The sequence below is a fragment of the Streptomyces lanatus genome, assembly GCF_014655715.1.
In the GTDB taxonomy this organism is placed as follows: domain Bacteria; phylum Actinomycetota; class Actinomycetes; order Streptomycetales; family Streptomycetaceae; genus Streptomyces; species Streptomyces lanatus.
Genome location: NZ_BNBM01000012.1, coordinates 205,580 through 231,318, shown reverse-complemented (window position 1 = coordinate 231,318; position 25,739 = coordinate 205,580). Strand labels below are relative to the sequence as shown.

Here is a 25,739-nt window from a genome sequence, read left to right as displayed (position 1 = left end):
CCTACGACAGGGCGATGGCGTTCGACAGACGGATTCGCGTCCTGCCATCCACCTCGCACACCTTCTTCACACGCTCTGACGGTAGCCGCCCCAGCCCCGGAATCACGGATGACACCAGGGCTGGGGCGGAAGTGGTTCCCGGGACCGGGATCCGGTCGCTCACCAGTGGTTTTGCTGTGGTCCCAGGTGGCCTCAAGTTGCCTCAGGGAGCCTCAAGGGACCTCAAGGGGCCCCAGACGGCCTCAGATACGCGCGAACGCCTGCTCGATGATGTCGAGGCCCTCGTTCAGCAGGTCCTCGCCGATGACCAGCGGCGGCAGGAAGCGGAGCACATTGCCGTAAGTGCCACAGGTCAGGACCAGCAGGCCCTCGGCGTGGCAGGCCTTGGCGAGCGCGGCGGTCGCCTCCGGGTTCGGCTCCTTGGTGGCGCGGTCCTTGACCAGCTCGATGGCGATCATGGCGCCACGGCCGCGGACGTCGCCGACGATGTCGAACTTCTCGGCCATGGCGTTGAGGCGCGCCTTCATGACCGCCTCGATGTTCTTCGCCTTGGCGTTGAGGTCGAGCTCCTTCATGGTCTCGATGGACCCGAGCGCACCGGCACACGCCACCGGGTTGCCGCCGTACGTCCCGCCCAGGCCGCCCGCGTGCGCGGCGTCCATGATCTCGGCGCGGCCGGTCACTGCGGCGAGCGGGAGGCCACCGGCGATGCCCTTGGCGGTGGTGATCAGATCCGGGACGATGCCCTCGTCCTCACACGCGAACCACTGCCCCGTACGGCAGAAGCCGGACTGGATCTCGTCGGCGACGAAGACGATGCCGTTGTCGGAGGCGAACTTGCTGATGGCCGGCAGGAAGCCCTTGGCGGGCTCGATGAAGCCGCCCTCGCCGAGCACCGGCTCGATGATGATCGCGGCGACGTTCTCCGCGCCGACCTGCTTGCTGATCTGGTCGATGGCCTGCGCGGCGGCCTCGGGCCCGGCGTTCTCCGCACCGGTCGGCCACCGGTAGCCGTAGGCGACGGGGACGCGGTACACCTCGGGCGCGAAGGGCCCGAAGCCGTGCTTGTACGGCATGTTCTTCGCCGTCAGCGCCATCGTGAGGTTGGTCCGGCCGTGGTAGCCGTGGTCGAAGACGACGACGGCCTGGCGCTTGGTGTACGACCGCGCGATCTTGACGGCGTTCTCGACGGCCTCGGCACCGGAGTTGAACAGCGCCGACTTCTTGGCGTGGTCACCGGGGGTGAGCTCGGCGAGGGCCTCGGCGACGGCGACGTACCCCTCGTACGGCGTCACCATGAAACAGGTGTGGGTGAAGTCGGCGAGCTGAGCGGCCGCCCGGCGTACGACGGCCTCGGCGGAGGCGCCGACGGAGGTCACGGCGATGCCGGAACCGAAGTCGATGAGCCGGTTGCCGTCGACGTCCTCGATGATGCCGCCGCCCGCACGCGCGGTGAAGACGGGCAGTACGGAGCCCACGCCCTGCGCGACCGCGGCGGTACGGCGGGCCTGCAGCTCCTGCGACTTCGGACCGGGGATGGCGGTGACGACGCGGCGCTCCTGAGGAAGGTCGCTCATGAGGGGCTCCTGGGGGTTTTGCGGATGCTTGTCTTCTCTTTTCTCGCAGGCTAGGGGCGGGAGCGGGGGGTGGGCATGCTCCATGTGGGCGTTGTCGGCGGCGCCGGTTGTCCGTGGTGGACATGGCGTTCACGAAGACACCCGGCCGTGTGAGCGGTGAACTCCCTGTCGGAGGGCACTAGATTGGCTCGCTGACGGTGAACGGAACGGCTGGTCAGGGGGCAAGGACGATGGACAGCGACGGGACGCAGGACGCGCGGGCGACGCACGCGACGCCTGTGCCGCGAACACGCTCCGCCGTGCCGCCGATGCCTTCTTCGCCGCCCGGCGTCGACGGGTCGGCGTTTCTGGCCTGGCTGAGGGCGCCTCGGCCCCAGGCACAGCCCGGGGTGTGGCGGTTCGGGCATGTGCCCAGGCCGGACGAGGAGCCGGAGCGGATTCCGGCGCGGCAGTTGCTGAGCGGGGCGCTGATCGCGTTCCTGGTCGGGTGGCTGATCTGGTCGCTGCTGTGGAACGGCTATCTGGGCGGCTGGTGGGTGCTCCCGCTGGAGCTGTTCACCCCGGACTCCTGGCGCGAGAACAACGACCGCGTCGGCAACGCCGTCCTCTGGTACACCTACTACACCCTCATCGCCCTCGTGATCATGCTCGCCGTGGGCCGGCTGGGCCGCTGGGGCGAGGTCTGGCGCCGCTTCGGCCCGCCCGCCTGGAACCGCGCCACCCCCACCAGCGAGCGTCCGCCCACCCCCGAGCAGGACCCCGCGACCTGGCCGGGCATGCGCGCCGCCGGGGCCGCCGACGCCGCCGAGCGGCTCGCGCGTGACGCCCGGTCCGGGCAGATGCGGGACGTCGACTACGCCCGTATCACCCGTGCCTGGCAGGGCGTGCACAGTGGCCGGCACGACCTGGCCACCTTCAGCGGAGCCGTGCTCAAGGACGGCGCCGCGGCCTGTCTGCACCCCTCGGGCGAGCGCGATCTGCCCTCCCGCTCCGCCCGGCACGACCTCGTCAGCGGTCAGGTGCGGCTGGGCACAACCGCCGACGACCCGCGCAATCCGTACGCCTATCGCGGCACCGGCCTGGGCCTCGGACCCGATCTGCTCGCCACCTCCCTGCTCGCGGTCGGCCCGGCCGGGTCGGGCAAGACCGGCACCGTGGTGCGGCCGCTCGCCGAGTCGCTGTGTCTGCACGCGCTGGCCGGGCGGGCGGCCGTGGTCGTGGTCGGCGCGGCGGGCGCGGGGCTCGGACCGGCGGACGGGTACGACGTCGTCGTACGGATCGGGAACCCCGACTCGGTCTACGACCTGGACCTGTACGGCGGCACCGGCGACCCCGACGAGGCGGCCGCCGTGCTCGCGGAGGCGCTGGTGGGAGACCTCGCCGATCCGCATCCGGGCAGCGACAGCCGCCGCTCCACGACCGTGCTGGCCCAGCTCCTCGGGCCGTTCCGGGCGGTCCACGACCGCTTCCCGTCCGTGCCGGAGCTACGGCAGCTGCTGGACGGTTCGCCCGGCGCGCTCGATGCGCTGCGCACGGGACTCGAAGGCACGGGGCAGGAGTCGCTCATCCGTGAACTGGACGCCCGGGAACGGCAGTCGGGGCATCCGGGTGATGTGGCGGCGGTGCTCGCGGACCGGGTTGCGCTGCTCGACCGTCCCGCCTTCGCCGGGTTCTTCGACACCTCGGGGCAGTCACGGCCGTTCTCGCTGAAGGCCCTCGACCACCCCGTCCGGGTCCGTATCGATCTGCCCGCGCGCGGGCACGCCGAGGCCTCGCGGATGCTGGCGCGGCTCGTGCTGGCGCAGTTCACGGCGAGTGTGGCGGTACGGGAGGACCGGTCGCTGTTCGCCTGTCTGGTGCTGGACGACGCGACGGGGGTCGTGACGCCGGAGGCCGTACGCGGCATCCAGCGGCTGCGGTCGGGCAACGCGGGCGCGGTGCTGACGCTGCGCACCCTGGACGACGTGCCGAGGCCGCTGCGCGGGCCGCTGCTGGGGTCCGCCGGGTGCCGGATGGCGCTGGCCGGGGTCACGCCCTGGGACGGGCAGGACTTCGCCGAGGTGTGGGGCAAGGAGTGGACCGAGGCGCGGGACGTCACCGACCGGCAGATCATCGCCGAGACCCCGGCCGGGAAGGCGCTGCACGCGGTGCGGCGGGTGATCACCGGCAAGGCGCCGACCGCGCGGGCGGTGACCGTGCGCCAGGTCGAGCGGGAGCGCTGGTCGGCGTCCGAGCTGGCGCACGGGGTGCCGGCCGGGCACGCGGTGCTGTCGCTGACCAGTGTGCAGGGGGAGCACGCGCCGCCGCTGCTGGTGGATCTGCGCGGATGAAGTGACCGGATGACCGTACGGTGAGGCAGAATCGACACAGGTCGTTCATACGCGGCGGCCAAAAGATCACGAAGATCACCTCCCTGTGAAGGCCTCATGCCACCGACGCTCGCCTCGCTCGTCCATCACTCCGCGCTCAAGCTGACCGTGCGGGCCGGCGAGGACCGTCTGGATGTGCCGGTGCGCTGGGCGCATGCCAGCGAGCTGACCGATCCCGTCCCCTATATGGAGGGCGGCGAGCTGCTGCTGATCACGGCGCTGAAGCTGGACGCGGAGAACCCCGAGGCGATGCGGCGTTATGTGCGGCGGCTGGTGGGCGCGGGCGTGGTGGGGCTCGGTTTCGCGGTCGGCGTCCATTACGAGGACATCCCCGAGGCCCTGGTCGACGCGGCGGCCGAGGAGGACCTGCCGCTGCTGGAGGTCCCGCGCCGCACCCCCTTCCTCGCCATCAGCAAGGCCGTGTCGGCGGCCATCGCGGCGGATCAGTACCGGGCGGTGACGGCCGGGTTCGCGGCCCAGCGCGAGCTGACCAAGCAGGCGCTGACCGACGGGCCCGAGGGGCTGCTGACGGCGCTGGCCTCGCAGGTGAACGGCTGGGCGGCGCTGTACGACGCGTCCGGTGCCGTCGTCGCGACCGCGCCGGAGTGGGCGGGGCGGCGGGCGGCGCGGCTCACGGCGGACGTGGAGCGGCTGCGCGAGCGGCCCGCGCCGGCGTCGTCCGTGGTGGGCGGGCCGGAGAACGAGGACCGGGTCGAACTGCACACCCTGGGCACGGGCCGCCGGCCCCGGGCGGCCCTGGCGGTCGGCACGGCGGCCACGCTGGGCACGGCCGAGCGGTACGCCGTCCACTCGGCGATCGCCCTGCTGACGCTGACGACGGAGCGCTCCCGCTCCCTGCAGGCGGCCGAGCAGCGGGTCGGGGCGGCGGTGCTGCGCATGCTGCTGGCCGGACAGCCGGACCATGCGCGGGCCGTGGCCGGGGATCTGTACGGCGGGCTGCTGGACGCGCCCTTCCGGGTGATCGTCGCCGACTCGGCGTCGGTGACGGCGGCGCGGGTCGTGGATTCGGGGACGCACGTGGCGCCCGGCAAGTCGTCCGCCGCGGTCCTGGTCGCCTCCGAGACGAACGGCGACCCCTTGGGCGCCCTCACCGAGATCGTCGAGTCCGCCGCGGCCCGCGCCGGTGAGGCGGTGCTGGTGGTGCCGCAGGGCGAGGGCGGGACGGCACGATTGGTCGTGCTCGCGGCGGACGAGGGCGCGGCGGTGTCGGCGTGCACGGAGTACGCGGCGGCGGTGGAGGCGACGCGGGCGGGCACCGTGGCGGACCGGCCCGCCGAGGACGAACTGGTCGTCGGCCTCTCGGCACCGGCCGGCCCGATCGCCGCGGCGGCGGCCTACAAGCAGGCCGAGCAGGCACTGTCCGTGGCCCGGCGCCGGGGACGGGTGTTCGTGGAGCACGAACAGCTCGCGGCGGGCTCCGTGCTGCCCCTCCTCGCCGACGACGCGGTGAAGGCCTTCGCCGACGGCCTGCTGCGCGCCCTCCACGAACACGACGCGACCGGCCGCGGCGACCTCGTGGCCTCCCTGCGGGCCTGGCTGTCCCGCCACGGCCAGTGGGACGCGGCGGCCGCGGACCTCGGCGTACACCGGCACACCCTCCGGTACCGGATGCGCCGCGTCGAGGAGATCCTTGGCCGCTCGCTGGACGACGCGGATGTGCGGATGGAGCTCTGGCTGGCGTTGAAGGCGACGTCGACGGAGTAGGCCGTCAGCCGAAGTAGCCGTCGAACGTCCGCTGGAACTCCCAGTTCGAGTAGCGGTCCCAGTTGATCGACCACGTCATCAGGCCGCGCAGGGCCGGCCAGGTGCCGTGGGTCGCGTACGAGCCGCAATTGGTCTTCTTCGTCAGGCAGTCGAGGGTCTTGGTGACCTCGGCCGGGGGGACGTGGCCGTTGCCCGCGTTGGTCGACGCCGGCATGCCGATGGCGATCTGGTCGGGGCGCAGGGGTGGGAAGACGTTGCTCGCGTTGCCGGCGACCGGGAAGCCGGTGAGGAGCATGTCGGTCATGGCGATGTGGAAGTCGGCGCCGCCCATGGAGTGGTACTGGTTGTCGAGGCCCATGATCGGGCCCGAGTTGTAGTCCTGGACGTGCAGGAGGGTGAGGTCGTCGCGCAGGGCGTGGATGACCGGGAGGTACGCCCCTGCCCTCGGGTCCTGGCCGCCCCATTGGCCGGTGCCGTAGTACTGGTAGCCGAGCTGGACGAAGAAGGTCTCCGGGGCCATCGTCAGGACGAAGTCGTCGCCGTACTTGGCCTTCAGGGTCTTCAGGGCCGAGATCAGGTTGACGATCACCGGGGTCTTCGGGTTCTTGAAGTCGGTGTCGTCGGCGTTCAGGGAGAGGGAGTGGCCCTCGAAGTCGATGTCCAGGCCGTCGAGGCCGTACTCGTCGATGATCTTCGATACGGAGGACACGAAGGTGTCCCGGGCGGCCGTCGTCGTCAGCTGGACCTGGCCGTTCTGGCCGCCGATGGAGATCAGCACCTTCTTGCCCGCCGCCTGCTTGGCCTTGATCGCCGCCTTGAAGTCGGCGTCGCTCTCGACGTTCGGGCACTCCGTCACCGGGCAGCGGTCGAAGCGGATGTCGCCCGAGGTGACCGAGGTGGGTTCACCGAAGGCCAGGTCGATGACGTCCCAGCTGTCGGGGACGTCGGCCATACGGGTGTAGCCGGAGCCGTTGGCGAAGCTGGCGTGGAGGTAGCCGACCAGGGCGTGGGCAGGGAGGTCCACGGGACCGGTGGGGCTCGCGGTCGTCGTGGCGGTCACCGTGGCCGACCTCGCCGACTCCCCGGCCTCGTTCAGCGCGGTGACCTGGAAGCCGTACGCCGTCGAGGGTGACAGGCCGCCGACGGTGGCTGAAGTGCCGCTCGCCGTCTGGACCTTGGCGCCGTCGCGGTAGACCGCGTAGCCCGTCGCGCCCGCCACCGGCGACCAGGACAGGGCGACGGAGGAGGAAGTGACGGATCCGGTCCTCACACCTGTCGGTGCCGCGGGGGGCTGGCCGGCGTCCACTCCCGGGCCGGTCAGGGAGATGTCGTCGGCGTTGTAGGCGCCCGTGCCGTACCAGCCGTGGGTGTAGACGGTGACGCTGGTCGTGGTCGGGCCCGTGCGGAAGGTCGTCGTGAGCTGTTGCCAGGTGGGGGCCGACTGGGTCCAGGTGGAGACGTCGGTGGTGCCGGTGCCGCTCGCGCCGAGGTAGACGTAGGAGCCCCGGACGTAGCCGGTGAGCGTGTACTGGGAGTCGGGCTTGACGGTCACCGTCTGCGCGCAGCGGGCGTTGTCGGCTCCGGCCGGGGTCGCCTGGAGAGCGGAACTTCCGCTGCGCACGGGCGAGTTGACCGTGGTGCCCGCCGTGCAGCTCCAGCCGTCCAGGCCGGACTCGAAGCCGCCGTTGCGGGCGAGGTCCGCGTCGGCCGCACGGGCGGCCGACGAGAGCGCGGTGAGGCCGGGCAGGGTCAGTGCGGCGGCGAACAGGAAGGCGAGCGGTCTGGTGCGATCCACAAGGGCCTCCGGGCACGGGGGAATTGGAGGGTGGGGCCGCCCATAACTTGGTCCAGACCAATTCTCCTGTCAAGGGTTCCCGCAGGCTACGGCTCCCCCTCCGACGCCAGGCCCGCCGCCGCCTCGTGCATGGCCAGTTCGAGCAGAGCCGGGTCCGTGAGCGTGCCCGTGCCGTCCGGTGGGACCAGCCAGCGGATGCCGCCGGTGGCACGGCCCGGGTACGGCACGACGATCCAGGTGCCGGCCCCGGCCGTGCGGATGCCGGTGCCGAGCCAGCGGGCCGCCGTGCCGGGCGGCACGAGGAAGCCCATGCGTGAGTCGCCGAAGTCGACCAGGACCGGGCCGGGTTGGTCGATGATGCGGGTGAGGACATCAAGGGTCGGATAGCCGAGTTCGGCCGGCAGGATGAGCACGTCCCAGGCCTTGCCGGCGGGCAGCAGCGCGACCCCGAGGGGGTTGCGCTCCCACTCCCAGCGACAGGCCTCGGGATTCGGCGCAACGGATGCCAGCCACTCGACCGCCGTCTTCGCCCCTGTCATGACGGTGACCTCCCTTTTCTGTCGTGAACGCCGATCGCGTCACGAGGGAGAGGGAGGTCACCCGGCGGGCATTACGCGGGTTACCCCGACCAATATCGAGTGACCTGAGTCACATTCAGCTGTCGAAGCCGAGGCCCAGCCGGTCCATCGCCCTGAGCCACAGATTGCGCCGCCCGCCGTGCGCGTCCGCGCGGGCCAGCGACCACTTGGTGAGCGCGATACCGGTCCAGGCGAACGGCTCGGGAGGGAAGGGCAGCGGCTTCTTGCGGACCATTTCGAGCCGGGTGCGCTCGGTCTCCTCCCCCGCCAGCAGGTCCAGCATCACATCCGCGCCGAAGCGGGTCGCGCCGACCCCCAGTCCCGTGAAGCCCGCCGCGTACGCGACCTTGCCCTGATGGGCCGTGCCGAAGAACGCCGAGAAACGCGAGCAGGTGTCGATGGCGCCGCCCCACGCATGTGTGAAGCGCATGCCCTCCAGCTGCGGGAAGCAGGTGAAGAAGTGCCCGGCGAGCTTGGCGTACGTCTCCGGCCGGTCGTCGTACTCGGCCCGTACCCGGCCGCCGTACGGATAGATCGCGTCGTAGCCGCCCCACAGGATGCGGTTGTCGGCGGAGAGCCGGAAGTAGTGGAACTGGTTCGCCGAGTCGCCGAGGCCCTGTCTGTTCTTCCAGCCGATGGAGGACAGTTGCCCGTCGCTCAGCGGCTCGGTCATCAGGGCGTAGTCGTAGACCGGGACGGTGTACGACCGTACGCGCTTGACCAGGTTCGGGAAGATGTTGGTGCCCAGCGCGACCTTGCGGGCGCGGACCGAGCCGTACGGGGTGCGTACGGCCATGCCGGCGCCGTACGGCTTCAGGGTGAGGGCGGGGGTGTGCTCGTAGACGCGGACGCCCAGGTCCAGGCAGGCCCGCTTGAGGCCCCACACCAGCTTGGCGGGGTTGAGCATGGCGACGCCCCGGCGGTCGTAGAGACCGGCCTGGAATGTCGGTGAGTCGACTTGTGACCGCACGGCTTCCCCGTCGAGGAACTCCATGCCGTCGGCGAGGCCCTTGTCCCGCAACTCCTCGTACCATGCGCGCAGTTCCGCGGCCTGGTACGGCTCGGTGGCGACGTCGATCTCGCCGGTGCGCTCGAAGTCGCAGTCCAGGGAGTAGCGGGCGACGGCCTTCTCGATCTCGTCGAGATTGCGGGTGCCCAGCTCTTCCAGTCGCTGGATCTCGTCGGGCCAGCGGGCGAGGCCGTTGGGCAGGCCATGGGTGAGGGAGGCGGCGCAGAAGCCGCCGTTGCGGCCGGAGGCGGCCCAGCCCACCTCACGGCCTTCGACCAGTACGACGTCCCGCTGCGGGTCGCGCTCCTTGGCGATGAGCGCGGTCCACAGTCCGCTGTATCCACCGCCGACGACCAGCAGATCGCAGGTCTCGGCGGTGGTGAGGGCGGGCTCGGGGCGGGGGCGGCCGGGGTCGTCCAGCCAGTACGGGACCGGCTGGGCGTCGGAGAGTGATTTCGTCGCGTGATTGCCAGAACTCATGGCGCTTGGGGCCATGATTTCAACTCCCTACAGGGGCTTATGCCTTTTGCTTGTTTCGGCGGTTGCTGATGACCATGGAGGCCAGGACGAACAGTACGGCGATGACGAACATGGCCGTGCCGATGACATTGATCTGAACGGGCGTTCCGCGCTGGGCCGAGCCCCAGACGAACATCGGGAAGGTGACGGTGGAGCCCGCGTTGAAATTGGTGATGATGAAATCGTCGAAGGAGAGCGCGAAGGCGAGCAGCGCGCCCGCCGCGATTCCGGGGGCGGCGATCGGCAGGGTGACCCGGATGAACGTCTGGACCGGTCCGGCGTACAGATCCTGGGCTGCCTGCTCCAGCCTCGGGTCCATCGACATCACGCGCGCCTTGACGGCGGTGACGACGAAGCTGAGGCAGAACATGATGTGGGCGATGAGGATCGTCCAGAAGCCGAGCTGGGCACCCAGGTTGAGGAAGAGAGTGAGCAGCGAGGCGGCCATGACGACCTCGGGCATCGCCATCGGCAGGAAGATCAGCGAGTTCACGGCGCCGCGTGCGCGGAAGCGGTAGCGGACCAGCGCGAAGGCGATCATCGTGCCGAGGAGCGTGGCGCCGATGGTGGCCCAGAAGGCGAGCTGGAGGCTGACCGACAGCGAGCCGCACATGTCGGAGACTCCGCACGGGTCCTTCCAGGCGGCCGTGGAGAACTCCTGCCATTCGTAGTTGAAACGCCCCTTCGGATTGTTGAAGGAGAAGATCGTCACGATGACATTGGGCAGGAGGAGATACGAAAGCGTCAGCAGTCCCGCGATGACGACGAGATTGCGCTTGAGCCAGTTCACGACGGTCATTTAAACCAGATCCTCCGTGCCGGACCTGCGAATGTAGACCGTCACCATGACGAGGATGGCGGCCATGAGAATGAAGGACAGCGCCGCGGCCGTCGGATAGTCCAGGATGCGCAGGAACTGGGTCTGGATCACGTTTCCGACCATGCGGGTGTCGGTGGAGCCGAGCAGATCCGCGTTGACGTAGTCACCGGCCGCCGGGATGAAGGTCAGCAGCGTGCCGGAGACGACGCCGGGCATCGACAGCGGGAAGGTGACCCGGCGGAAGACGGTGGTCGGCTTGGCGTAGAGGTCGTTCGCCGCCTCGTGCAGCCGTGGGTCGATGCGCTCCAGCGAGGTGTACAGCGGCAGCACCATGAACGGCAGGAAGTTGTACGTCAGACCGCAGACCACCGCGAGCGGCGTGGCCAGCACCCGGTCGCCCTCGGTCATCCCGAGCCAGGTGGTGACGTCCAGGACATGCAGCGTGTTCAGGGCGCCCACGACCGGGCCGCCGTCCGCGAGGATCGTCTTCCAGGCGAGGGTGCGGATCAGGAAGCTGGTGAAGAACGGCGCGATCACCAGGATCATGATCAGGTTCCGCCAGCGTCCCGCGCGGAAGGCGATCAGATACGCCAGCGGATAGCCGAGCAGCAGACACAGGATGGTCGCCGAGCCGGCGTAGAGCACCGAGCGCAGGAACTGCGGGTAGTACTCGGACAGGGCGTCCCAGTAGGTCGCGAAGTGCCAGGTGACCTTGTAGCCCTCCTCCAGGGAGCCCGTCTGCACGGACGTGGAGGCCTGGTAGATCATCGGCATCGCGAAGAAGATCAGCAGCCAGAGGATGCCGGGGAGCAGCAGCCAGTACGGCGTCCAGCGGCCCCTTTTGCGCGGCGGTTTCGGCTGCTCGGGCGCCAGGGGTGGCGCCTCGGTGACCGTCGCCATCAGACCACCGCCTCTTCCTCGGTGCCCGCGTCGATGTCCTGGCTGGCGTCGAGCCCGAAGGTGTGCGCCGGGTTCCAGTGCAGGACGACCTCGGCGCCGGGCACGAGCCGGGTGTCGCGGTCGATGTTCTGGGCGTAGACCTCGAAGTCGGGGCAGACGGGACTGTCGACGACGTACTGCGTGGAGACGCCGATGAACGAGGAGTCGGCGATCCTGCCGGTGATGCGGTTGCGGCCCTCGGGTATCTCCCCGGCTTCCTCGGCGGGGACCAGGGAGATCTTCTCCGGGCGTACGCCGACCAGGACCTTGCCGCCGGTCGTGGTCGGTGCGCTGCAACGCGCCCCGGGCAGCAGCAGCTTGCCGCCGCCCGCCTTCAGTACGACGTCGTCGCCGCTCTTGGAGTCGACCTCGGCCTCGATGAAGTTGGAGGTGCCGAGGAAGTTGGCGACGAACGTGGTGCGCGGGTTCTCGTAGAGGTCGGTCGGGGAGCCGAGCTGCTCGACCCGGCCCGCGTTCATGACGGCGACCGTGTCGGCCATCGTCATGGCCTCCTCCTGGTCGTGCGTGACATGGACGAAGGTGATGCCGACCTCGGTCTGGATGCGCTTGAGTTCGAGCTGCATCTGGCGGCGCAGCTTGAGGTCGAGGGCGCCGAGGGGCTCGTCGAGGAGGAGCACCTTGGGGTGGTTGATGAGCGCGCGTGCCACGGCGACGCGCTGCTGCTGGCCGCCGGAGAGCTGGTGCGGCTTCTTGCGCGCCTGCTCGCCGAGCTGGACGAGGTCCAGCATGTCCCCGACCTGCTTCTTCACACTCTTGATGCCGCGCCGGCGCAGCCCGAAGGCGACGTTCTCGAAGATGTCGAGGTGCGGGAAGAGGGCGTAGGACTGGAAGACGGTATTGACCGGCCGCTTGTAGGGCGGGAGCGCGGTCACGTCCTGGTCGCCGAGGTGGACGGTGCCGGCGGAAGGTTCCTCCAGGCCCGCGATCATGCGCAGGGTGGTGGTCTTGCCGCAGCCGGAGGCGCCGAGCAGGGCGAAGAAGGAGCCCTGCGGGACGGTCAGGTCGAGCGGGTGCACGGCGGTGAAGGAGCCGTAGGTCTTGGCTATGCCGGAGAGGCGGACGTCGCCGCTGGTGTCGTTGGTCATGGTGTCATCACGCCCCTGTGAGCTTCGCGAACTTCTCTTCGTAGGCCGTCTCTTCCTTCGAGCTCAGTGAGCGGAAGGCGCGAGAGGCGGCCTGCATGGCCTTGTCGGGGAGGATCAGCGGGTTGTTCGCCGCGTCCTCGTCGATCTTCGCGAGCTCTTCCTTCACGCCGTCCACGGGACAGACGTAGTTGATGTAGACGGCGAGCTCCGCGGCGGCTTTCGGCTCGTAGTAGAAGTCGATGAGCCGCTCGGCGTTCGTCTTGTGACGGGCCTTGTTGGGGACGAGCATGTTGTCGCTCGACGTCATGTAGCCGCTGTCCGGGATCAGGAAGTCGATGTCCGGGCTGTCGGCCTTGAGCTGTACGACGTCACCGGCCCAGGCGAGACAGGCCGCGAAGTCGCCGCTGCTGAGGTCGGAGGTGTAGTCGTTGCCGGTGAACCGGCGGATCTGCTTGTTGTCGACGGCCTTCTGGAGCCGGGCGACCGCCGCGTCGTAGTCGTCGTCGGTGAACTTCGCCGGGTCCTTGTCCATGTCGAGCAGCGTCATGCCGATGGTGTCGCGCATCTCGGTGAGCAGCCCGACCCGGCCCTTGAGCTTGGGGTTGTCGAGCAGGTCGGAGAGCGACTTCACCTCGACGCCGTCGAGCGCCTTCTTGTTGTAGGCGATGACCGTCGAAATGCCCTGCCAGGGGTACGAGTACGCCCGTCCCGGGTCCCAGTCGGGATCGCGGAACTGCTGGGACAGATTGGCGAAGGCGTGCGGCAGATTGGAGGGGTCCAGTTTCTGGACCCACCCGAGGCGTATCAAGCGGGCGGCCAGCCAGTCGGTGAGGACGATGATGTCCCGGCCGGTGTCCTGGCCCGCGGCGAGCTGCGGCTTGACCTTGCCGAAGAACTCGTTGTTGTCGTTGATGTCCTCGGTGTACTTGACCTTGATGCCGGTCCGCTTCGCGAACTCCTCCAGCGTCGGATGCCGCTTGCCGCTGTCGTCCACGTCGATGTACTCGGTCCAGTTGGAGAAGTTGACCTGCTTCTCCTTGGCCGAGTGGTCCTCGGAGGACGTGCCGCCCTCGGTCTTGCCGGCCGCGGGGATGCCGCAGGCACTGAGCGTCCCCAGCCCGCCCACGGCGAGCGCGCCGCCCGCGGAAGCGCGCAGCAGGGAACGGCGGGTCATCGCGGCCCTGCCGTTACGGAGGCTGCGCCGCATGGCGGCCACCTGGGCCGGGGAGAGGCGGTCGGGCTCGTACTGCTCCATGCGCTTGGTGCCCTTTCGGGAGAGGGGACGGCCGGGCGCGGGTCGGGCGCCCGGCCGTTCCTGCTGATCTGGCTATCGGTCCCCGAAGACGGTGCGGTGCCAGTCCTTCGCGGCGACCGCGGTGTTGTCGAACATGACGTGCTTGAGCTGGGTGTACTCCTCGAAGGAGTACGCGGACATGTCCTTGCCGAAGCCGGACGCCTTGTAGCCGCCGTGCGGCATCTCGCTGATGATCGGGATGTGGTCGTTGACCCACACGCATCCGGCCTTGATCTCGCGCGTGGCCCGGTTCGCCCGGTAGACGTCCCGGCTCCACGCGGAGGCGGCCAGTCCGTACGGGGTGTCGTTGGCCAGCCGGATCCCGTCATCGTCGCTGTCGAACGGCAGCACGACCAGTACCGGGCCGAAGATCTCGGACTGGACGATCTCGGTGTCCTGGGCGGCGTCGGCGATCAGGGTGGGGCGGTAGAAGGCGCCCTTCTCCAGATCGCCCCCGGGCGCCTCGCCGCCGGTCACCACGCGCGCGTAGGAACGCGCACGCTCGACGAACCCGGCGACCCGCTCACGCTGGACGTGCGAGATCAGCGGCCCGAGGTCGGTGCCCGGAGCGAACGGGTCACCGAGCCGGACGCTCTCCATCAGCTCGGCGGTCCGCTCCACGAACGCCTCATAGAGCGGTCGCTGTACGTACGCGCGCGTGGCGGCCGTGCAGTCCTGCCCGGTGTTGATCAGCGAGCCCGCGACGGCGCCGTGGGCGGCGGCTTCGAGATCGGCGTCGTCGAAGACGACGAAGGGGGCCTTGCCGCCGAGTTCGAGATGGATGCGCTTCACGGTGGCAGTGGCGATCTCGGCCACGCGCTTGCCCACGGCGGTGGAGCCCGTGAAGGAGGTCATGGCGACGTCGGGATGCCCGACGAGACGCTCACCGGCCTCCTTGCCCGTCCCGGTGACGATGTTGACGACCCCGTCCGGGATCCCGGCGTCGGTGGCGGCCTGGGCGAAGAGGAGCGAGGTGAGCGGGGTCAGCTCGGCGGGCTTGAGCACGATCGTGTTGCCCGCGGCGATGGCCGGGAGGATCTTCCAGGCGGCCATCTGGAGGGGATAGTTCCAGGGCGCGATCGACCCGACGACACCGATGGGCTCCCGGCGCACGTACGAGGTGTGGTCCCCGGAGTACTCCCCCGCGGACTGCCCCTGGAGATGGCGGGCGGCACCGGCGAAGAAGGCGATGTTGTCGATGGTCCCCGGGACGTCGAACTCACGCGTCAGCTTCAGCGGCTTGCCGCACTGGAGGGACTCCGCACGGGCGAAATCCTCGGCACGCTCGGCGAGGACGGCGGCGAAGCGGTGCAGGGCGTCGGAGCGCTCACCCGGCGTGGCGGCGGCCCAGGCCGGGAAGGCCTCGCGCGCCGCGCCGACCGCGGCATCCACATCATCGGCACCGGCCAGGTCGTACGTGTACACCTCCTCGCCTGTGGCAGGGTCGACGACGGCGTGTGTACGTCCCGAGGTCCCCTTCACCGACCGGCCCGCGATGAACTGCGCGCCGTCCGCGAAGCGGTCCTGGGCCGGGAATCGTGCCGGGGTGGCGGTGCCCGGGTTGTGCATGTCGCTCCCTCCGTGCCCCTTACGGGGTCGGCGTGGCTCAGGCTCGATTTGAGTGCCGATCCTGGCAGAGCAGATGGACTCCAACAAGTGATTCCGTTGTTGCCTTTTGGTTACGCGACGAAATCTGTCGACCAGGTGTCGAGTCGGCATAGAAAACCAAGGACGGAGTGTCGGTGGCGCCTGCAAGACTCGGCCACATGACGAAGATCGATTCTTGGGATGTCCTGATCCAGGAGGTCCGCGCGGGGGCGAGGGTCAAGTACCTCCACTTCTGGGGACACCGTCCGCTGCCCGACGGCAGGGTGGGCGCGAGCTGTCTGAGCCAGTGGTGGCAGGCGCCGTTCGAGGTCGACGGGATCTCCTACGCGACCGCCGAGCACTGGATGATGGCCGAGAAGGCACGGCTGTTCGGGGACGCGGAGGCGGAGCGGCAGGTGCTCGACGCCGGGCATCCCTCGCAGGCCAAGAAGGCCGGGCGGCTGGTGCGTGGCTTCGACGACGCGATGTGGGAGCGGGAGCGCTTCCGGATCGTCGTGGAGGGGTCGGTGCACAAGTTCTCCGCGCATCCGGAGCTGCGGGAGTTTCTGCTGGGCACCGGGGAGCGGGTGCTGGTGGAGGCGAGCCCCGTGGACCGGGTGTGGGGGATCGGGCTGGCGGCCGGGGATCCGGAGCGGTGGCGGGGGCCGAATCTGCTGGGGTTCGCGTTGATGGTGGCTCGGGGGCGGTTGCGGGGCGGGTCGGGCGGGGTCTGAGGGGCCGACCGGCCTGTCGGCCGACCCCCTCGACGTCACCGAGCGCGGAGCCTCACAGCCCGCCCATCACGCTCGCGAAGATGGCGAAGCCCAGCACCGGCAGGATCACGGTGGCCACGATCCCGCAGACCAGGCCCGCGGTCGCCGCCCCCTTGTTGGTGGCCTCGCCCCGGTTGGCCTTGCCCCGGCCGATCGCGCCGAAGATGATCCCCAGGATCCCGAGGATGACGCCGAAGAACCACAGGAAGAAGGTCAGGCTGCACACCAGGCCGATGATCCCCAGGACCAGTCCGGTGGTGCCCATCCCGTTGCTCGGCTGCATCGGCATGCCGTAGCCGGGCCCCGGAGGGTAGGCCCCCGGGTAGGGCGGGCCGGCGGGCGGATAGCCGTACCCCGGGCCGGGCTGCGGGCCCGACGACGGGTAGCCGTACCCCGGGCCCGGCTGCTGCGGTGGCTGCGGCGGCCCGAATCCACCGGCTCCGGGATTGGCGTCGGACATGAACTGCTCTCCCCTCGTTGACAGTCAGGGCATCGTAAGCGCCCTGTACATGCCAGGGATTCAGCGGACCGCCGCGACGGACACCGGGGCCGCCGGGAAGGCGCCGTAGTAGTCCTCGTCGTACTCGTCCGAGTTGATCGCGGCCGTGATGCCGATGGCGATCAGGACGATCACCAGGACGCCGAGGACGAGGCCGATGATGCCCGTGACCAGCCCGGCCTGGGCCTGGCCGTGGTTGTTGGCCTCGCCGCGCTCCGCCTTGCGGCGGCCCTTGATGCCGAAGACCACGGCGAGGATGCCGAGCACGACGGAGACCACGCCGTACAGACAGAAGAGACAGCAGGACAGGATGCCGAGCACCAGCGCAGCGACGCCCATGCCGTTCTGCGGCTGCATCGGCATACCGGGCCAGCCGTAGCCCGGGTAGCCGGGGTAGCCATAGCCGCCCGGGGCGCCGGGGCCGGTGGGGGCGATGGGCGGGGGCGGCACTGCGGCGCCGGGCGGCGGGTAGCCGTAGCCCGGGCCGGGGCCCGCCGGGGGCGTGTCGCCGGGAGCGGCGAAACCGTCGGACGGCATCGAGGCGACCGTGGCCTGGTCGTGGACGGACGGCGGCTGCGGCGTGTCACCGGGCGCCGGGTTCTTGTCCAGCGACGGCCTGTCCTCGGGCGGCGCCCACGGGTCGTGGCCTCCCCCGGCCTCCCCGCCGGGCTGCGCGGTGTCCGTCATGTCATGTCCCCCCTGGGTCGTTCGTGCCGCCATGCTAAGGCCTGGCCACCGGCGCTCCGGCGGCCGGTGTCCCCACCGTCCGCGCCCGCCCTCGCCCCCGCTGCATACGATGGCCCCACATGCGATCAGCCGATCACCCGCGTCCCGCCGAGCCGTCCCACCAGGCCGCGGACGCCGTTCCCGGGGAGGGACCTTGACCGACCGTCTCGTCGACGCACGCGCCCCGCGCGATCTGCACTCCTTCATCGCCGGACTGCCCAAGGCCGAACTGCATGTCCATCACGTCGGCTCCGCCTCCCCCCGTATCGTCGCGGAACTCGCCGCCCGCCACCCCGACTCCAAGGTCCCCACCGACCCCGAGGCCCTGGTCGACTACTTCACGTTCACGGACTTCGCGCACTTCATCGACGTCTATCTGTCGGTCGTGGATCTCATCCGCACCCCGGAGGACGTCCGGCTGCTGACCTACGAGGTGGCCCGCGACCTGGCCCGCCAGCAGGTGCGCTACGCCGAGCTGACCATCACCCCGTTCTCCTCCACCCGCCGCGGTATCGACGAACTCGGCTTCATGGCGGCGATCGAGGACGCCCGCAAGGCGGCCGAGGCCGAGTTCGGGACGGTGCTGCGCTGGTGCTTCGACATCCCCGGCGAGGCCGGGCTCGAATCCGCCGAGGAGACCGTGCGGCTCGCCACCGAGGACCGGGTGCGACCGGAGGGGCTGGTGTCGTTCGGGCTCGGCGGGCCCGAGATCGGCGTACCGAGGCCGCAGTTCAAGCCGTACTTCGACCGCGCGATCGCCGCGGGGCTGCACTCCGTGCCGCACGCCGGTGAGACGACCGGACCGGAGACGGTGTGGGACGCGCTCACCCACCTGCGTGCCGAGCGCATCGGGCACGGCACCAGCTCGGCGCAGGACCCGAAGCTGCTCGCGCACCTCGCCGAGCACCGCATCCCGCTGGAGGTGTGCCCGACCTCCAACATCGCCACCCGCGCGGTCCGCACCATCGACGAGCACCCGATAAAGGAGTTCGTGCGGGCCGGGATCGTCGTCACCATCAACTCCGACGACCCGCCGATGTTCGGCACCGACCTCAACAACGAGTACGCCGTCGCCGCCCGCCTCCTCGACCTCGACGAGCGCGGACTGGCCGGCCTCGCGAAGAACGCCGTCGACGCGTCCTTCCTGGACGACGCGGGCAAGGCCCGGATCAGCGCCGAGATCGACACGTACACCGCCGCCTGGCTCGCGCCCTGACCCACCACAATGTCCCCATGCTGAACGTGACCGCCGTGGCCCACCGCGGCGACCCCTACCGTGTCCGCGAGAACACGCTCGACTCCCTGCGCTCCGCGCTCGCCCTGGGCGCGGACGCCGTGGAGATCGACGTACGGCTCACCAAGGACGGTGTGCCGGTGCTGTTGCACGACGAGACGCTGAAACGGCTATGGGAGCAGGAACGGCCGCTGGCCGCGCTGTCGGCGGCCGAGGTGCGGGGGCTGACGGGCGGCGGGGTGCCGACGCTGGAGGAGGCCCTGGCGGTGTGCGACGGGACCCGGGTGATGCTCGATCTGCCGGGCACGTCGGAGGTGCGCGCGGCGCGTCGGATCGTGGACGTGGTGCGGGCGTGCGGGGCCGAGGACGGCGTGTACTACTGCGCGGACGCCTCCGCCATGCTCGCGGTGCGCGCCGCCGACCCGGCCGCGGAGATCGCCCTGACCTGGACGACGCTGGCGCCGCCGCGCCCCGCGCTGCTCGACGTGGTGCGCCCGCGCTGGCTCAACTACCGCTTCGGCCTGGTCGACCACGCCCTCGCCGAGCGCGTCCACCGGGGCGGCCATCTGCTGTCCGTCTGGACCCCGGACACCCGGCGCTCGATGCGCCGCCTGCTGGACCTCGGCGTCGACTCGATCACCACCAACCGCCTCGAAGTCCTGCTCGCTACACGCGGGACCGCTGAGCCACGGTCGCCGCGTCCGCGGGGGTCTCGCGCGTGACGTACTGCGGTACCGGTGTGTCGTCCTTGCCGGTGTCGCGCACGAGGCCGTAGCGGACCGCGCCGTCGGGCGGGCCCTGGTTGATGTCCTTGTCCGCCTCGTCCCAGTCCGAGGGGAAGACGCTGAGGCCGTAGTCGGCGCCGCGTTCGTTCTGGACGAGGGTGACGCTGCCGTCGAGGTAGAAGTACTCGTTCTGCCACATCTGCTGGGTGCCGGGCGGCGGGACGGCGTAGCCGGTGGTCGAGTTGCCCATGCCGGTGGCGGAGGCGTCGGTGTCGCTGGTCCGGTCGTCCATACGGCGGCCGCCGCCGGAGGCGACGTGGAACAGCTCGCCCTTCAGACCGGTCCAGGCCGGCATGACCAGGCTGCCCGCCCGGTACTGCGGCGAGATCTGCCAGCGGACGAGGACATAGCCCTGGCCGGTGAGGGTCACGCTGTCACCGCGGTGGTTCATCACGGCGTGGTGGCCGCCGGTGCTGGTGATGCCGGACTCGGGGCGGTGCGGCAGGGCGGCGGGCTCGGCGTTCGGGTCGGGGGCCCGGTCGACGGCGTCGACGACGGTGCCGTACAGCTCGACCTTCCGGGTCGGCGAGGGTGACGGTGTCGCCGACGGAGAGACCGTGGGCGAGGGCGGCCGGGCGGTGCTCGCCGCCGTGGGAGTGGTGGCCGCGCGCGGGGGCGGGGCGTCCGGGGTGTCGGTGACGACATAGGCGCCGCCCGCGACGAGGGTCGCGCCGGCCGTGACCGCCACGGCGGGCTGGGTGAGGGCCGCGAGCATCTTGGCGGACCAGCCGACAGAAGTCGCCGCGACCGCCGTCTTGCCGCCGAGGGCCAGGGAGAGGGTGAAGCCGACCGGGATCGGCACCAGCGCGAGGCCGACCAGGAGACGCTCCGCCGGTACGACGGCCTCGCGGGTGTCGCCGCAGTAGCCGCAGCCCCTGATGTGCCGGGCCAGCCGCTTGCGCCAGACCGAGTCGGGGCGGCCGTCGAAGCGGGCGGTCAGCTCGCGCAGATCGGGACAGGCGCCGTCGAGGGCACGCACGATGCCGCGCGCGGTCTCCAGCCGCTCCTTCACCCGCTGGACGCGCACCGCGGCGTGCTGCCGGCTGATCCCGGCCGCGGCGGCCAGCTCGCGCCGGCTCAGCTCACCGGCGACCTCCAGCCACCACAGCGACAGCAACTGCCGGTCCTCGTCGTCCAGCCAGCGCACCGCCTCCGCGACCTCGCGCCGCTGCCCCTCCAACTGGAGCCGGAGCACGGTGAGTTCGGCGAAGTCGGCGGCCTCGTGCGCGGCCGACTCATCCAGGCGCGCGGGCTGCCGGCGCCGCGCCCGGTCCCGTATCTGCCGCATGGCGATGGCGACGAGCCAGGAGCGGAAGCTGTCCGGATCCCGCAGCGAGCCGAGGTTGTCGACGGCGCGCAGCATCGTCTCCTGGACGACGTCGTCGACATCGGCGTGGCCGTTCAGGGCCCGCCCGACCACGTTGTAGACCAGCGGCAGCCAGCCCTCGACCAATTCGTCCAGCGCCTGCCGGTCACCGGCCTGGGCCGCCGCGATGGTGGAACGCCACTGCCGGCCGGCTCGCTCGTCCACGTACGTCCTCTCCCGGCTCATGCGCTGCCCGCACGCACACTCTCGGCCCGACCTGCACAGTTGGCTATGTCGGAGGTCACATTCCGCTTCCGGTACGGGCGGGACATGGGCGCGGCTCCGGGTGTGGGGGATGGGGGGATACGAGTGGAGACGCGGTGAAGGGGGCGGCGATAACACTTTTTTCGACCGCGGCTCCCGTAGGGGCGATCCCTCACAACTCCCTTGTTCCGTATGCCATTTGCTCCGGGCTTCTCCAGGGTCGGGGGCCCTCCTCACTGACGATCCGGTCGGACCCGTCCCACCCCGAGGCTGATCACGGACGAACCTTCCACCCACATCTCCGGAGCAGCTGATGCCCGTACGCCCCCTGCCCGCCCTCCTCACTTCCGCCCTCGCCCTGGCCCTCACCGCACTGCCGCTGGCCGGAACGGCCTCCGCGCGGCCCGCCTCCTCCTGTTCCGCCGAGGCGATCGAGGCCGCCTCGCCCGACGGCCCCGACGTCGAGGCCCTGTGCGCCGCGCTCGCGGGCCTGCCGGACCATGACGCCACGGCCGCGCTGATCCGCGTGGGCGGCAAGGGGAGCTGGCACGGGGCGGCCGGGGTGCGGGACATGAGAACGGGGGCTCGGGCGCTGGAGGACGCCCGCTTCCGGGCCGGTTCGACCACGAAGGTCGTGACGGCGGCGATCGCGCTGCAACTGGCCGCCGAGGGGCGGATATCGCTCGACGGGACCGTGCAGCGGTACCTGCCCGGCCTGCTGACCGACGCCTTCGAGCCCATCACCGTACAGCAGTTGCTGAACTTCACCAGCGGGCTTCAGCCGGGGGCGTCCCTCGGCGACACCACCGCGGAGATGTACCCGCACCGCTTCGAGACCCTGACGCCGGAGGAGGTCGTCGCCGCGTCGGTCGCCAAGGGCCCCGCGTCCCGGCCCGGCGAGCGGCAGGACTACGGCAACATCCACTACACGGTGCTGGCCATGCTGATCGAGAAGGTCACCGGCGACTCCTACGCCCACCAGGCGGCCGTACGGATCTTCCGGCCGCTCGGCATGCGGCACACGTCGTTCCCCGACGGCCCCGACCCCCGGGTCCACGGTCCGCACAACCGCGGTTACGAGTGGCTCGACGGCAAGCTGGTCGACGTGACCGACTGGAACATGTCCGACCGGTGGGCGGCGGGAGACATGATCTCGACGACCGCGGACCTCGAACGGCTGCTGACCGGCGTGTTCCGGGGGCGTGTCGTGCCCGAGCCGCAGCTGACGGAGATGTTCGCGGTGCCGGACGTGCCCGGTGCCACGATGGGCGCACCCTTCTCGCCGTTCAAGCTGAACGGCCGGACGGTCTGGGCCAAGACGGGTTCCCGGCCCGGCTACCACACCGTCCTCGCGGCCACCCGCGATCTGTCGCGCACCGTGGTCTACTCGGTCAACTCGACCGACGCCCGCGGCGACGGCGAGGCCATCGCCCGACGCTTCGCCTTCCCCGCCTTCAACCGCTGACGGGAGCGGGAGCCGCGAGCCCCTCCAGCCGCTTGATCTTCTTCCGCACGACATACAGCGGGATCACCCCGAAGACGCCGAACGACATGTCGATCACCGTCCACCAGAAGGGGATGCCACGGATCGGCCCGCAGATCAGGGCGAGCGGGATGATGCCGACGCAGGCGATCATCCCGAACTCGACGACCCAGATGTTGCGGACGGGGTCGCGGTACGGGCCGTAGAAGGCGACCGCGATGACGAGGTGGGCGAAGGCCAGCCAGTCGGTGCCGTAGAGGAGGAAGGGGTGGTCGGCGTCGGCGGTGTCGAGTCCGTGCCGGACGCGCGCGATCCACTCCATCAGGGCGGGGAGGTGGTCCGGCACGGACAGGGCGCGCAACAGGTCCTCGGTCCAGCGCAGTTCATGGACGAGGGGGAAGGCCGTGGCGCCGCTGAGCACCAGGCAGACGACGAAGAGGGCCAGCCATGTGCGGATGCCCTTGAGCAGGGCGGCTCTGTCACTCGTTGGGTCGCTCATGGGGGCAGCGTACGCCGCGAGTTGAACGCGTTCAAAAGTGGGTGCCCTCGAAGGAGCCCTCATGGCCGACGTGGGCCTACGATGTCGCCGACGAGGGAGGACACATGGGCCTGGACCTGAGCGAGCGGGCCTACCGGGGGCAGCGGTGGGCGGCGCGTACGGCGCTGGTGGCGGCGGGGCTCGCGGTGCTCGCGCCGCTCGCCTACGGCGGGGTCTACGGCGTGCTGCTGCTGGTGGCCGGCGTGGCGGGCCTGGGACTCAGCGCGGTCGCCGTGTGGTGGACGCTGACTTTGCGCGGACCGCTGCGCTGGGCGGCGGGCGTCGTGGCCGTGGCCGTACCGGCCGCCGTCCTGGCGCTGTTCGCGGCCACCCTGTTCTGGGCGCTGCTCGCGTCCGTGGCGCTGTGGACGGTGGCCGTGTGGAGCGGCCGGTACGCGCTGCGGGGCACGGGCCATCCGCGGGTGCGGGTGATGCGGGGCCGGAAGGCGGCGCCGCCCCGGCGGCCGTACCTGATCATGAATCCCCGCTCGGGCGGCGGGAAGGTGGGCCGCTTCACCCTCAAGGAGAAGGCCGAGCGGCTCGGCGCCCAGGTCATCCTCCTCGACCCCGAGCAGCACGAGGACGTCACCGCCCTGGCCCGCAAGGCCGTGGCCGACGGCGCCGACCTGCTGGGCGTCGCGGGCGGTGACGGTACGCAGGCGCTGGTCGCGGCCATCGCGGTGGCGTACGACATCCCGTTCCTGGTGATCAGCGCGGGCACCCGCAACCACTTCGCCATGGACCTCGGCCTCGACCGCGACGACCCGTCCACCTGCCTCGACGCACTGACCGACGGCGTCGAGCTGCGCGTCGACCTCGGCTACGCGGGCGACCGGCCCTTCGTCAACAACGCGTCCTTCGGGGCGTACGCGGCCATCGTGCAGAGCCCCTCCTACCGCGACGACAAGATCGGCACCAGCCTGGAACTGCTGCCCGACCTGCTCACCCGCCAGCAGGGCGCGCGACTGACGGCGCGGGCGGCGGGGCGGACGCTGGACGCCCCACACGCCGTGCTGGTCAGCAACAACCCCTATCGCACGGGCGACCCCTTCGGGATGGGCCGCCGCGACCGCCTCGACGCGGCCGTGCTCGGGGTCCTCGCCATCAGGGTCGACAGCGCGGCGGAGGCCGCGGCCCTGCTCCTCGATCCGGCGCCGAGCGGCCTCACCATCCTCACCGCACCCGACGTCGTCATCGACGCCGACCGCCCGGAGATCGAGGCCGGCATCGACGGCGAGGCCCACGTCCTACCGGCCCCGGTCCACTGCCGCATCCTCCCCGGCGCCCTACGCGTCCGAGTCCCCCGCAAACGCCCCGGCGTCCCGCAGCGCGGACCCCGACTGGACTGGCGGCGACTGCGGAAACTGGCGGCGATGGTGGGGCGGACGGCTGTGCATCGTCGGGGGGTTGGGGCGTGAGGGAGCGGTGGTGGGGGGCGGGCTCAGCGAGGGCTGGGCTCTGACGGCGCTACGACCGGCCGATGATCCGGCGCTCGGGGCGGGGGACGACGTCGCCCGGGCGGTCGGTACCGAACCCGCCGACGACACCCACCGCAGCCACACCTCCGCCATCCGACCGCGGCCCGCCGCCGACGCCCTTACAACCCCGCGATCGCGTTCCACCGCTTCGCGAACCCCACCCGCTCCTCCGACGTGATGTCCCGCGCGATGACGAGCCGTTCGCGCATCGCCGTGTCCGGGAAGATCAGGGGGTCCTCGGCGAGGGCGGCCGTCTCCTTGTCCTTGGCGGCGGCCAGGACGTCGCGGGCGGCGGGGACGGGGCAGACGTAGTTGACCCAGGCCGCCAGCTCCGCGGCGACCTCGGGCTCGTAGTAGTAGTCGATCAGCCGCTCGGCGTTGGTCTTGTGGCGGGCGAGGTTGGGGACCATCAGGGACTCCGACCAGAGCTCGGCGCCCTCCTCGGGGACGACGAAGCGGATGTCGGGGTCGTCCGCCTGGAGCTGGATGACATCGCCGGAGTACGCCTGGCAGGCCAGGACGTCGCCGCTGGAGAGGTCCTTGATGTAGTCGTTGCCGGTGAAGCGACGGATCTGGCCCCGGCCGACCTGTTTCTCCACCTGGTCGCAGACGGTGTGGAAGTCGTCCGCCGTCCAGCGGGTGATGTCGACGCCGTTGCCCTGCATGAGGAGGGCGAAGGCCTCGTCGAGACCGGAGAGCAGGGTCACCCGGCCCTTCAGGTCGCTCGCCCACAGGTCGGAGACACGGCGGATCTCCCGGCCCAGCCGACGGCGGTTGTAGGCGATGCCGGTGATGCCGGACTGCCACGGCACGGTGAACTTCCGGCCGGGGTCGAAAGCCGGTGAACGCAGCAGCGGGTCCAGGTACTTCGTCACGTTCGGCTGGCGCGAGCGGTTGAGTTCCTGCACCCAGCCCAGCCGTACGAACCGGGCGCACATCCAGTCGCTGATGACGATGAGATCGCGCCCGGTGCGCTGATGGTTCATCAGGGAGGGGCTGATCTTGCCGAAGAACTCGTCGTTGTCGTTGATCTCCTCGACATAGTCGACGGAGATCCCCGTACGCTCCTCGAACCCCTCCAGCGTCGGCCGCCGGCTCTCGTCCTCGTCGTCCGTGTCGATATACAGCGGCCAGTTGGCCCAGGTCAGCCGTTTGTCGGTGCTGGAGACATCGGTGGCGGCCCGGTCGGCGGGCGACACGTACGCGGGCCGCACACCGCATCCGGCGACCCCGCCGGCCAACGCGCCCCCACCGAGGGCGCGCAGCAGATTCCGGCGGGTGAGCGGGGAGTTCATCGCGGGGAGGGCCATTGCCGCAGCATGCCGTCGCGACCAA

At 70.8% G+C, this 25,739-nt stretch carries 21 protein-coding genes; 7 read left to right on the top strand and 14 right to left on the bottom strand.

Annotated features, from left to right (window positions below; all coding sequences use genetic code 11):
* Window positions 1-242: 242 nt before the first annotated feature.
* Window positions 243-1,577, bottom strand: a complete 1,335-nt coding sequence (gabT, locus tag IE325_RS29105; protein ID WP_190073058.1) for a 4-aminobutyrate--2-oxoglutarate transaminase — start codon at window positions 1,575-1,577, stop codon at window positions 243-245.
* A gap of 230 nt (window positions 1,578-1,807) precedes the next feature.
* Between gabT and IE325_RS29100 the strand changes: the two genes are divergently transcribed.
* Together IE325_RS29100 and IE325_RS29095 are read left to right on the top strand one after the other, a co-directional pair.
* Entirely contained in the window at window positions 1,808-3,907 is a 2,100-nt protein-coding gene (locus tag IE325_RS29100; protein ID WP_190073057.1) for an ATP-binding protein, read from the top strand.
* Window positions 3,908-4,003: 96 nt separating this feature from the next.
* The gene (locus tag IE325_RS29095; protein WP_190073056.1) at window positions 4,004-5,671 is read left to right on the top strand and encodes a PucR family transcriptional regulator; all 1,668 of its coding nucleotides are present in this window, start codon (window positions 4,004-4,006) and stop codon (window positions 5,669-5,671) included.
* A gap of 4 nt (window positions 5,672-5,675) precedes the next feature.
* Here IE325_RS29095 and IE325_RS29090 read toward each other — a convergent pair whose 3' ends face one another.
* From IE325_RS29090 to IE325_RS29055, 8 genes are all read right to left on the bottom strand, one after another.
* Window positions 5,676-7,466 carry a chitinase gene (locus IE325_RS29090; protein ID WP_190073055.1) on the bottom strand — a complete coding sequence of 597 codons (1,791 nt, stop codon included), beginning with the start codon at window positions 7,464-7,466 and terminating at the stop codon, window positions 5,676-5,678.
* A gap of 86 nt (window positions 7,467-7,552) precedes the next feature.
* Window positions 7,553-8,005: a hypothetical protein gene (locus IE325_RS29085; RefSeq protein ID WP_190073054.1), complete on the bottom strand. Its 453-nt coding sequence runs from the start codon at window positions 8,003-8,005 to the stop codon at window positions 7,553-7,555.
* 115 nt (window positions 8,006-8,120) lie between these two features.
* Window positions 8,121-9,548: an NAD(P)/FAD-dependent oxidoreductase gene (locus tag IE325_RS29080; protein WP_190073053.1), complete on the bottom strand. Its 1,428-nt coding sequence runs from the start codon at window positions 9,546-9,548 to the stop codon at window positions 8,121-8,123.
* A gap of 22 nt (window positions 9,549-9,570) precedes the next feature.
* Window positions 9,571-10,371, bottom strand: coding sequence for an ABC transporter permease (locus tag IE325_RS29075; RefSeq protein ID WP_190073052.1), 801 nt, complete (start codon window positions 10,369-10,371; stop codon window positions 9,571-9,573).
* Window positions 10,372-11,292, bottom strand: coding sequence for an ABC transporter permease (locus IE325_RS29070; protein ID WP_190073051.1), 921 nt, complete (start codon window positions 11,290-11,292; stop codon window positions 10,372-10,374).
* Window positions 11,292-12,437 (bottom strand): ABC transporter ATP-binding protein, encoded by a 1,146-nt coding sequence (locus tag IE325_RS29065; protein ID WP_190073050.1) that lies wholly within the window; start codon window positions 12,435-12,437, stop codon window positions 11,292-11,294. Before IE325_RS29065 ends, IE325_RS29070 begins: the two co-directional genes overlap by 1 nt.
* Window positions 12,438-12,444: 7 nt before the next feature.
* Window positions 12,445-13,692 (bottom strand): ABC transporter substrate-binding protein, encoded by a 1,248-nt coding sequence (locus tag IE325_RS29060; RefSeq protein WP_190073049.1) that lies wholly within the window; start codon window positions 13,690-13,692, stop codon window positions 12,445-12,447.
* Between the two features lie 72 nt (window positions 13,693-13,764).
* Complete coding sequence (locus IE325_RS29055) at window positions 13,765-15,300, bottom strand: gamma-aminobutyraldehyde dehydrogenase (RefSeq protein ID WP_190073048.1); 1,536 nt, start codon at window positions 15,298-15,300, stop codon at window positions 13,765-13,767.
* Window positions 15,301-15,497: 197 nt separating this feature from the next.
* Between IE325_RS29055 and ybiA the strand changes: the two genes are divergently transcribed.
* Window positions 15,498-16,052 carry a riboflavin biosynthesis intermediates N-glycosidase gene (gene ybiA, locus IE325_RS29050; RefSeq protein WP_190073047.1) on the top strand — a complete coding sequence of 185 codons (555 nt, stop codon included), beginning with the start codon at window positions 15,498-15,500 and terminating at the stop codon, window positions 16,050-16,052.
* 52 nt (window positions 16,053-16,104) lie between these two features.
* Here the strand turns inward: ybiA and IE325_RS29045 are convergent, their stop codons facing one another.
* Together IE325_RS29045 and IE325_RS29040 are read right to left on the bottom strand one after the other, a co-directional pair.
* Complete coding sequence (locus tag IE325_RS29045; RefSeq protein WP_190073046.1) at window positions 16,105-16,551, bottom strand: DUF4190 domain-containing protein; 447 nt, start codon at window positions 16,549-16,551, stop codon at window positions 16,105-16,107.
* 60 nt (window positions 16,552-16,611) lie between these two features.
* Window positions 16,612-17,277: a DUF4190 domain-containing protein gene (locus IE325_RS29040; protein ID WP_190073045.1), complete on the bottom strand. Its 666-nt coding sequence runs from the start codon at window positions 17,275-17,277 to the stop codon at window positions 16,612-16,614.
* 193 nt (window positions 17,278-17,470) lie between these two features.
* Here IE325_RS29040 and IE325_RS29035 point away from each other — a divergent pair, with 193 nt between their 5' ends.
* Together IE325_RS29035 and IE325_RS29030 are read left to right on the top strand one after the other, a co-directional pair.
* Window positions 17,471-18,532 carry an adenosine deaminase gene (locus IE325_RS29035; protein ID WP_190073044.1) on the top strand — a complete coding sequence of 354 codons (1,062 nt, stop codon included), beginning with the start codon at window positions 17,471-17,473 and terminating at the stop codon, window positions 18,530-18,532.
* A 17-nt stretch (window positions 18,533-18,549) separates the two neighbouring features.
* Window positions 18,550-19,272 carry a glycerophosphodiester phosphodiesterase gene (locus IE325_RS29030; protein ID WP_190073043.1) on the top strand — a complete coding sequence of 241 codons (723 nt, stop codon included), beginning with the start codon at window positions 18,550-18,552 and terminating at the stop codon, window positions 19,270-19,272.
* On the opposite strand, the gene IE325_RS29025 is transcribed toward IE325_RS29030, so the two are convergent.
* Window positions 19,217-20,887 carry an RNA polymerase sigma factor gene (locus IE325_RS29025; RefSeq protein WP_190073042.1) on the bottom strand — a complete coding sequence of 557 codons (1,671 nt, stop codon included), beginning with the start codon at window positions 20,885-20,887 and terminating at the stop codon, window positions 19,217-19,219. The two genes, IE325_RS29030 and IE325_RS29025, sit on opposite strands and share 56 nt — an antisense overlap.
* A gap of 331 nt (window positions 20,888-21,218) precedes the next feature.
* On the opposite strand from IE325_RS29025, the gene IE325_RS29020 reads away from it, so the two are divergent.
* Window positions 21,219-22,370 (top strand): serine hydrolase domain-containing protein, encoded by a 1,152-nt coding sequence (locus IE325_RS29020; protein ID WP_190073041.1) that lies wholly within the window; start codon window positions 21,219-21,221, stop codon window positions 22,368-22,370.
* Here IE325_RS29020 and IE325_RS29015 read toward each other — a convergent pair.
* The gene (locus tag IE325_RS29015) at window positions 22,360-22,887 is read right to left on the bottom strand and encodes a hypothetical protein (protein WP_190073040.1); all 528 of its coding nucleotides are present in this window, start codon (window positions 22,885-22,887) and stop codon (window positions 22,360-22,362) included. The two genes, IE325_RS29020 and IE325_RS29015, sit on opposite strands and share 11 nt — an antisense overlap.
* A 104-nt stretch (window positions 22,888-22,991) precedes the next feature.
* Here IE325_RS29015 and IE325_RS29010 point away from each other — a divergent pair, with 104 nt between their 5' ends.
* On the top strand, window positions 22,992-24,344 hold the full coding sequence (locus IE325_RS29010; protein WP_190073039.1) for a diacylglycerol/lipid kinase family protein: 1,353 nt from the start codon (window positions 22,992-22,994) through the stop codon (window positions 24,342-24,344).
* A 179-nt stretch (window positions 24,345-24,523) separates the two neighbouring features.
* On the opposite strand, the gene IE325_RS29005 is transcribed toward IE325_RS29010, so the two are convergent.
* Entirely contained in the window at window positions 24,524-25,714 is a 1,191-nt protein-coding gene (locus IE325_RS29005; protein ID WP_190073038.1) for a polyamine ABC transporter substrate-binding protein, read from the bottom strand.
* Window positions 25,715-25,739: the final 25 nt, after the last annotated feature.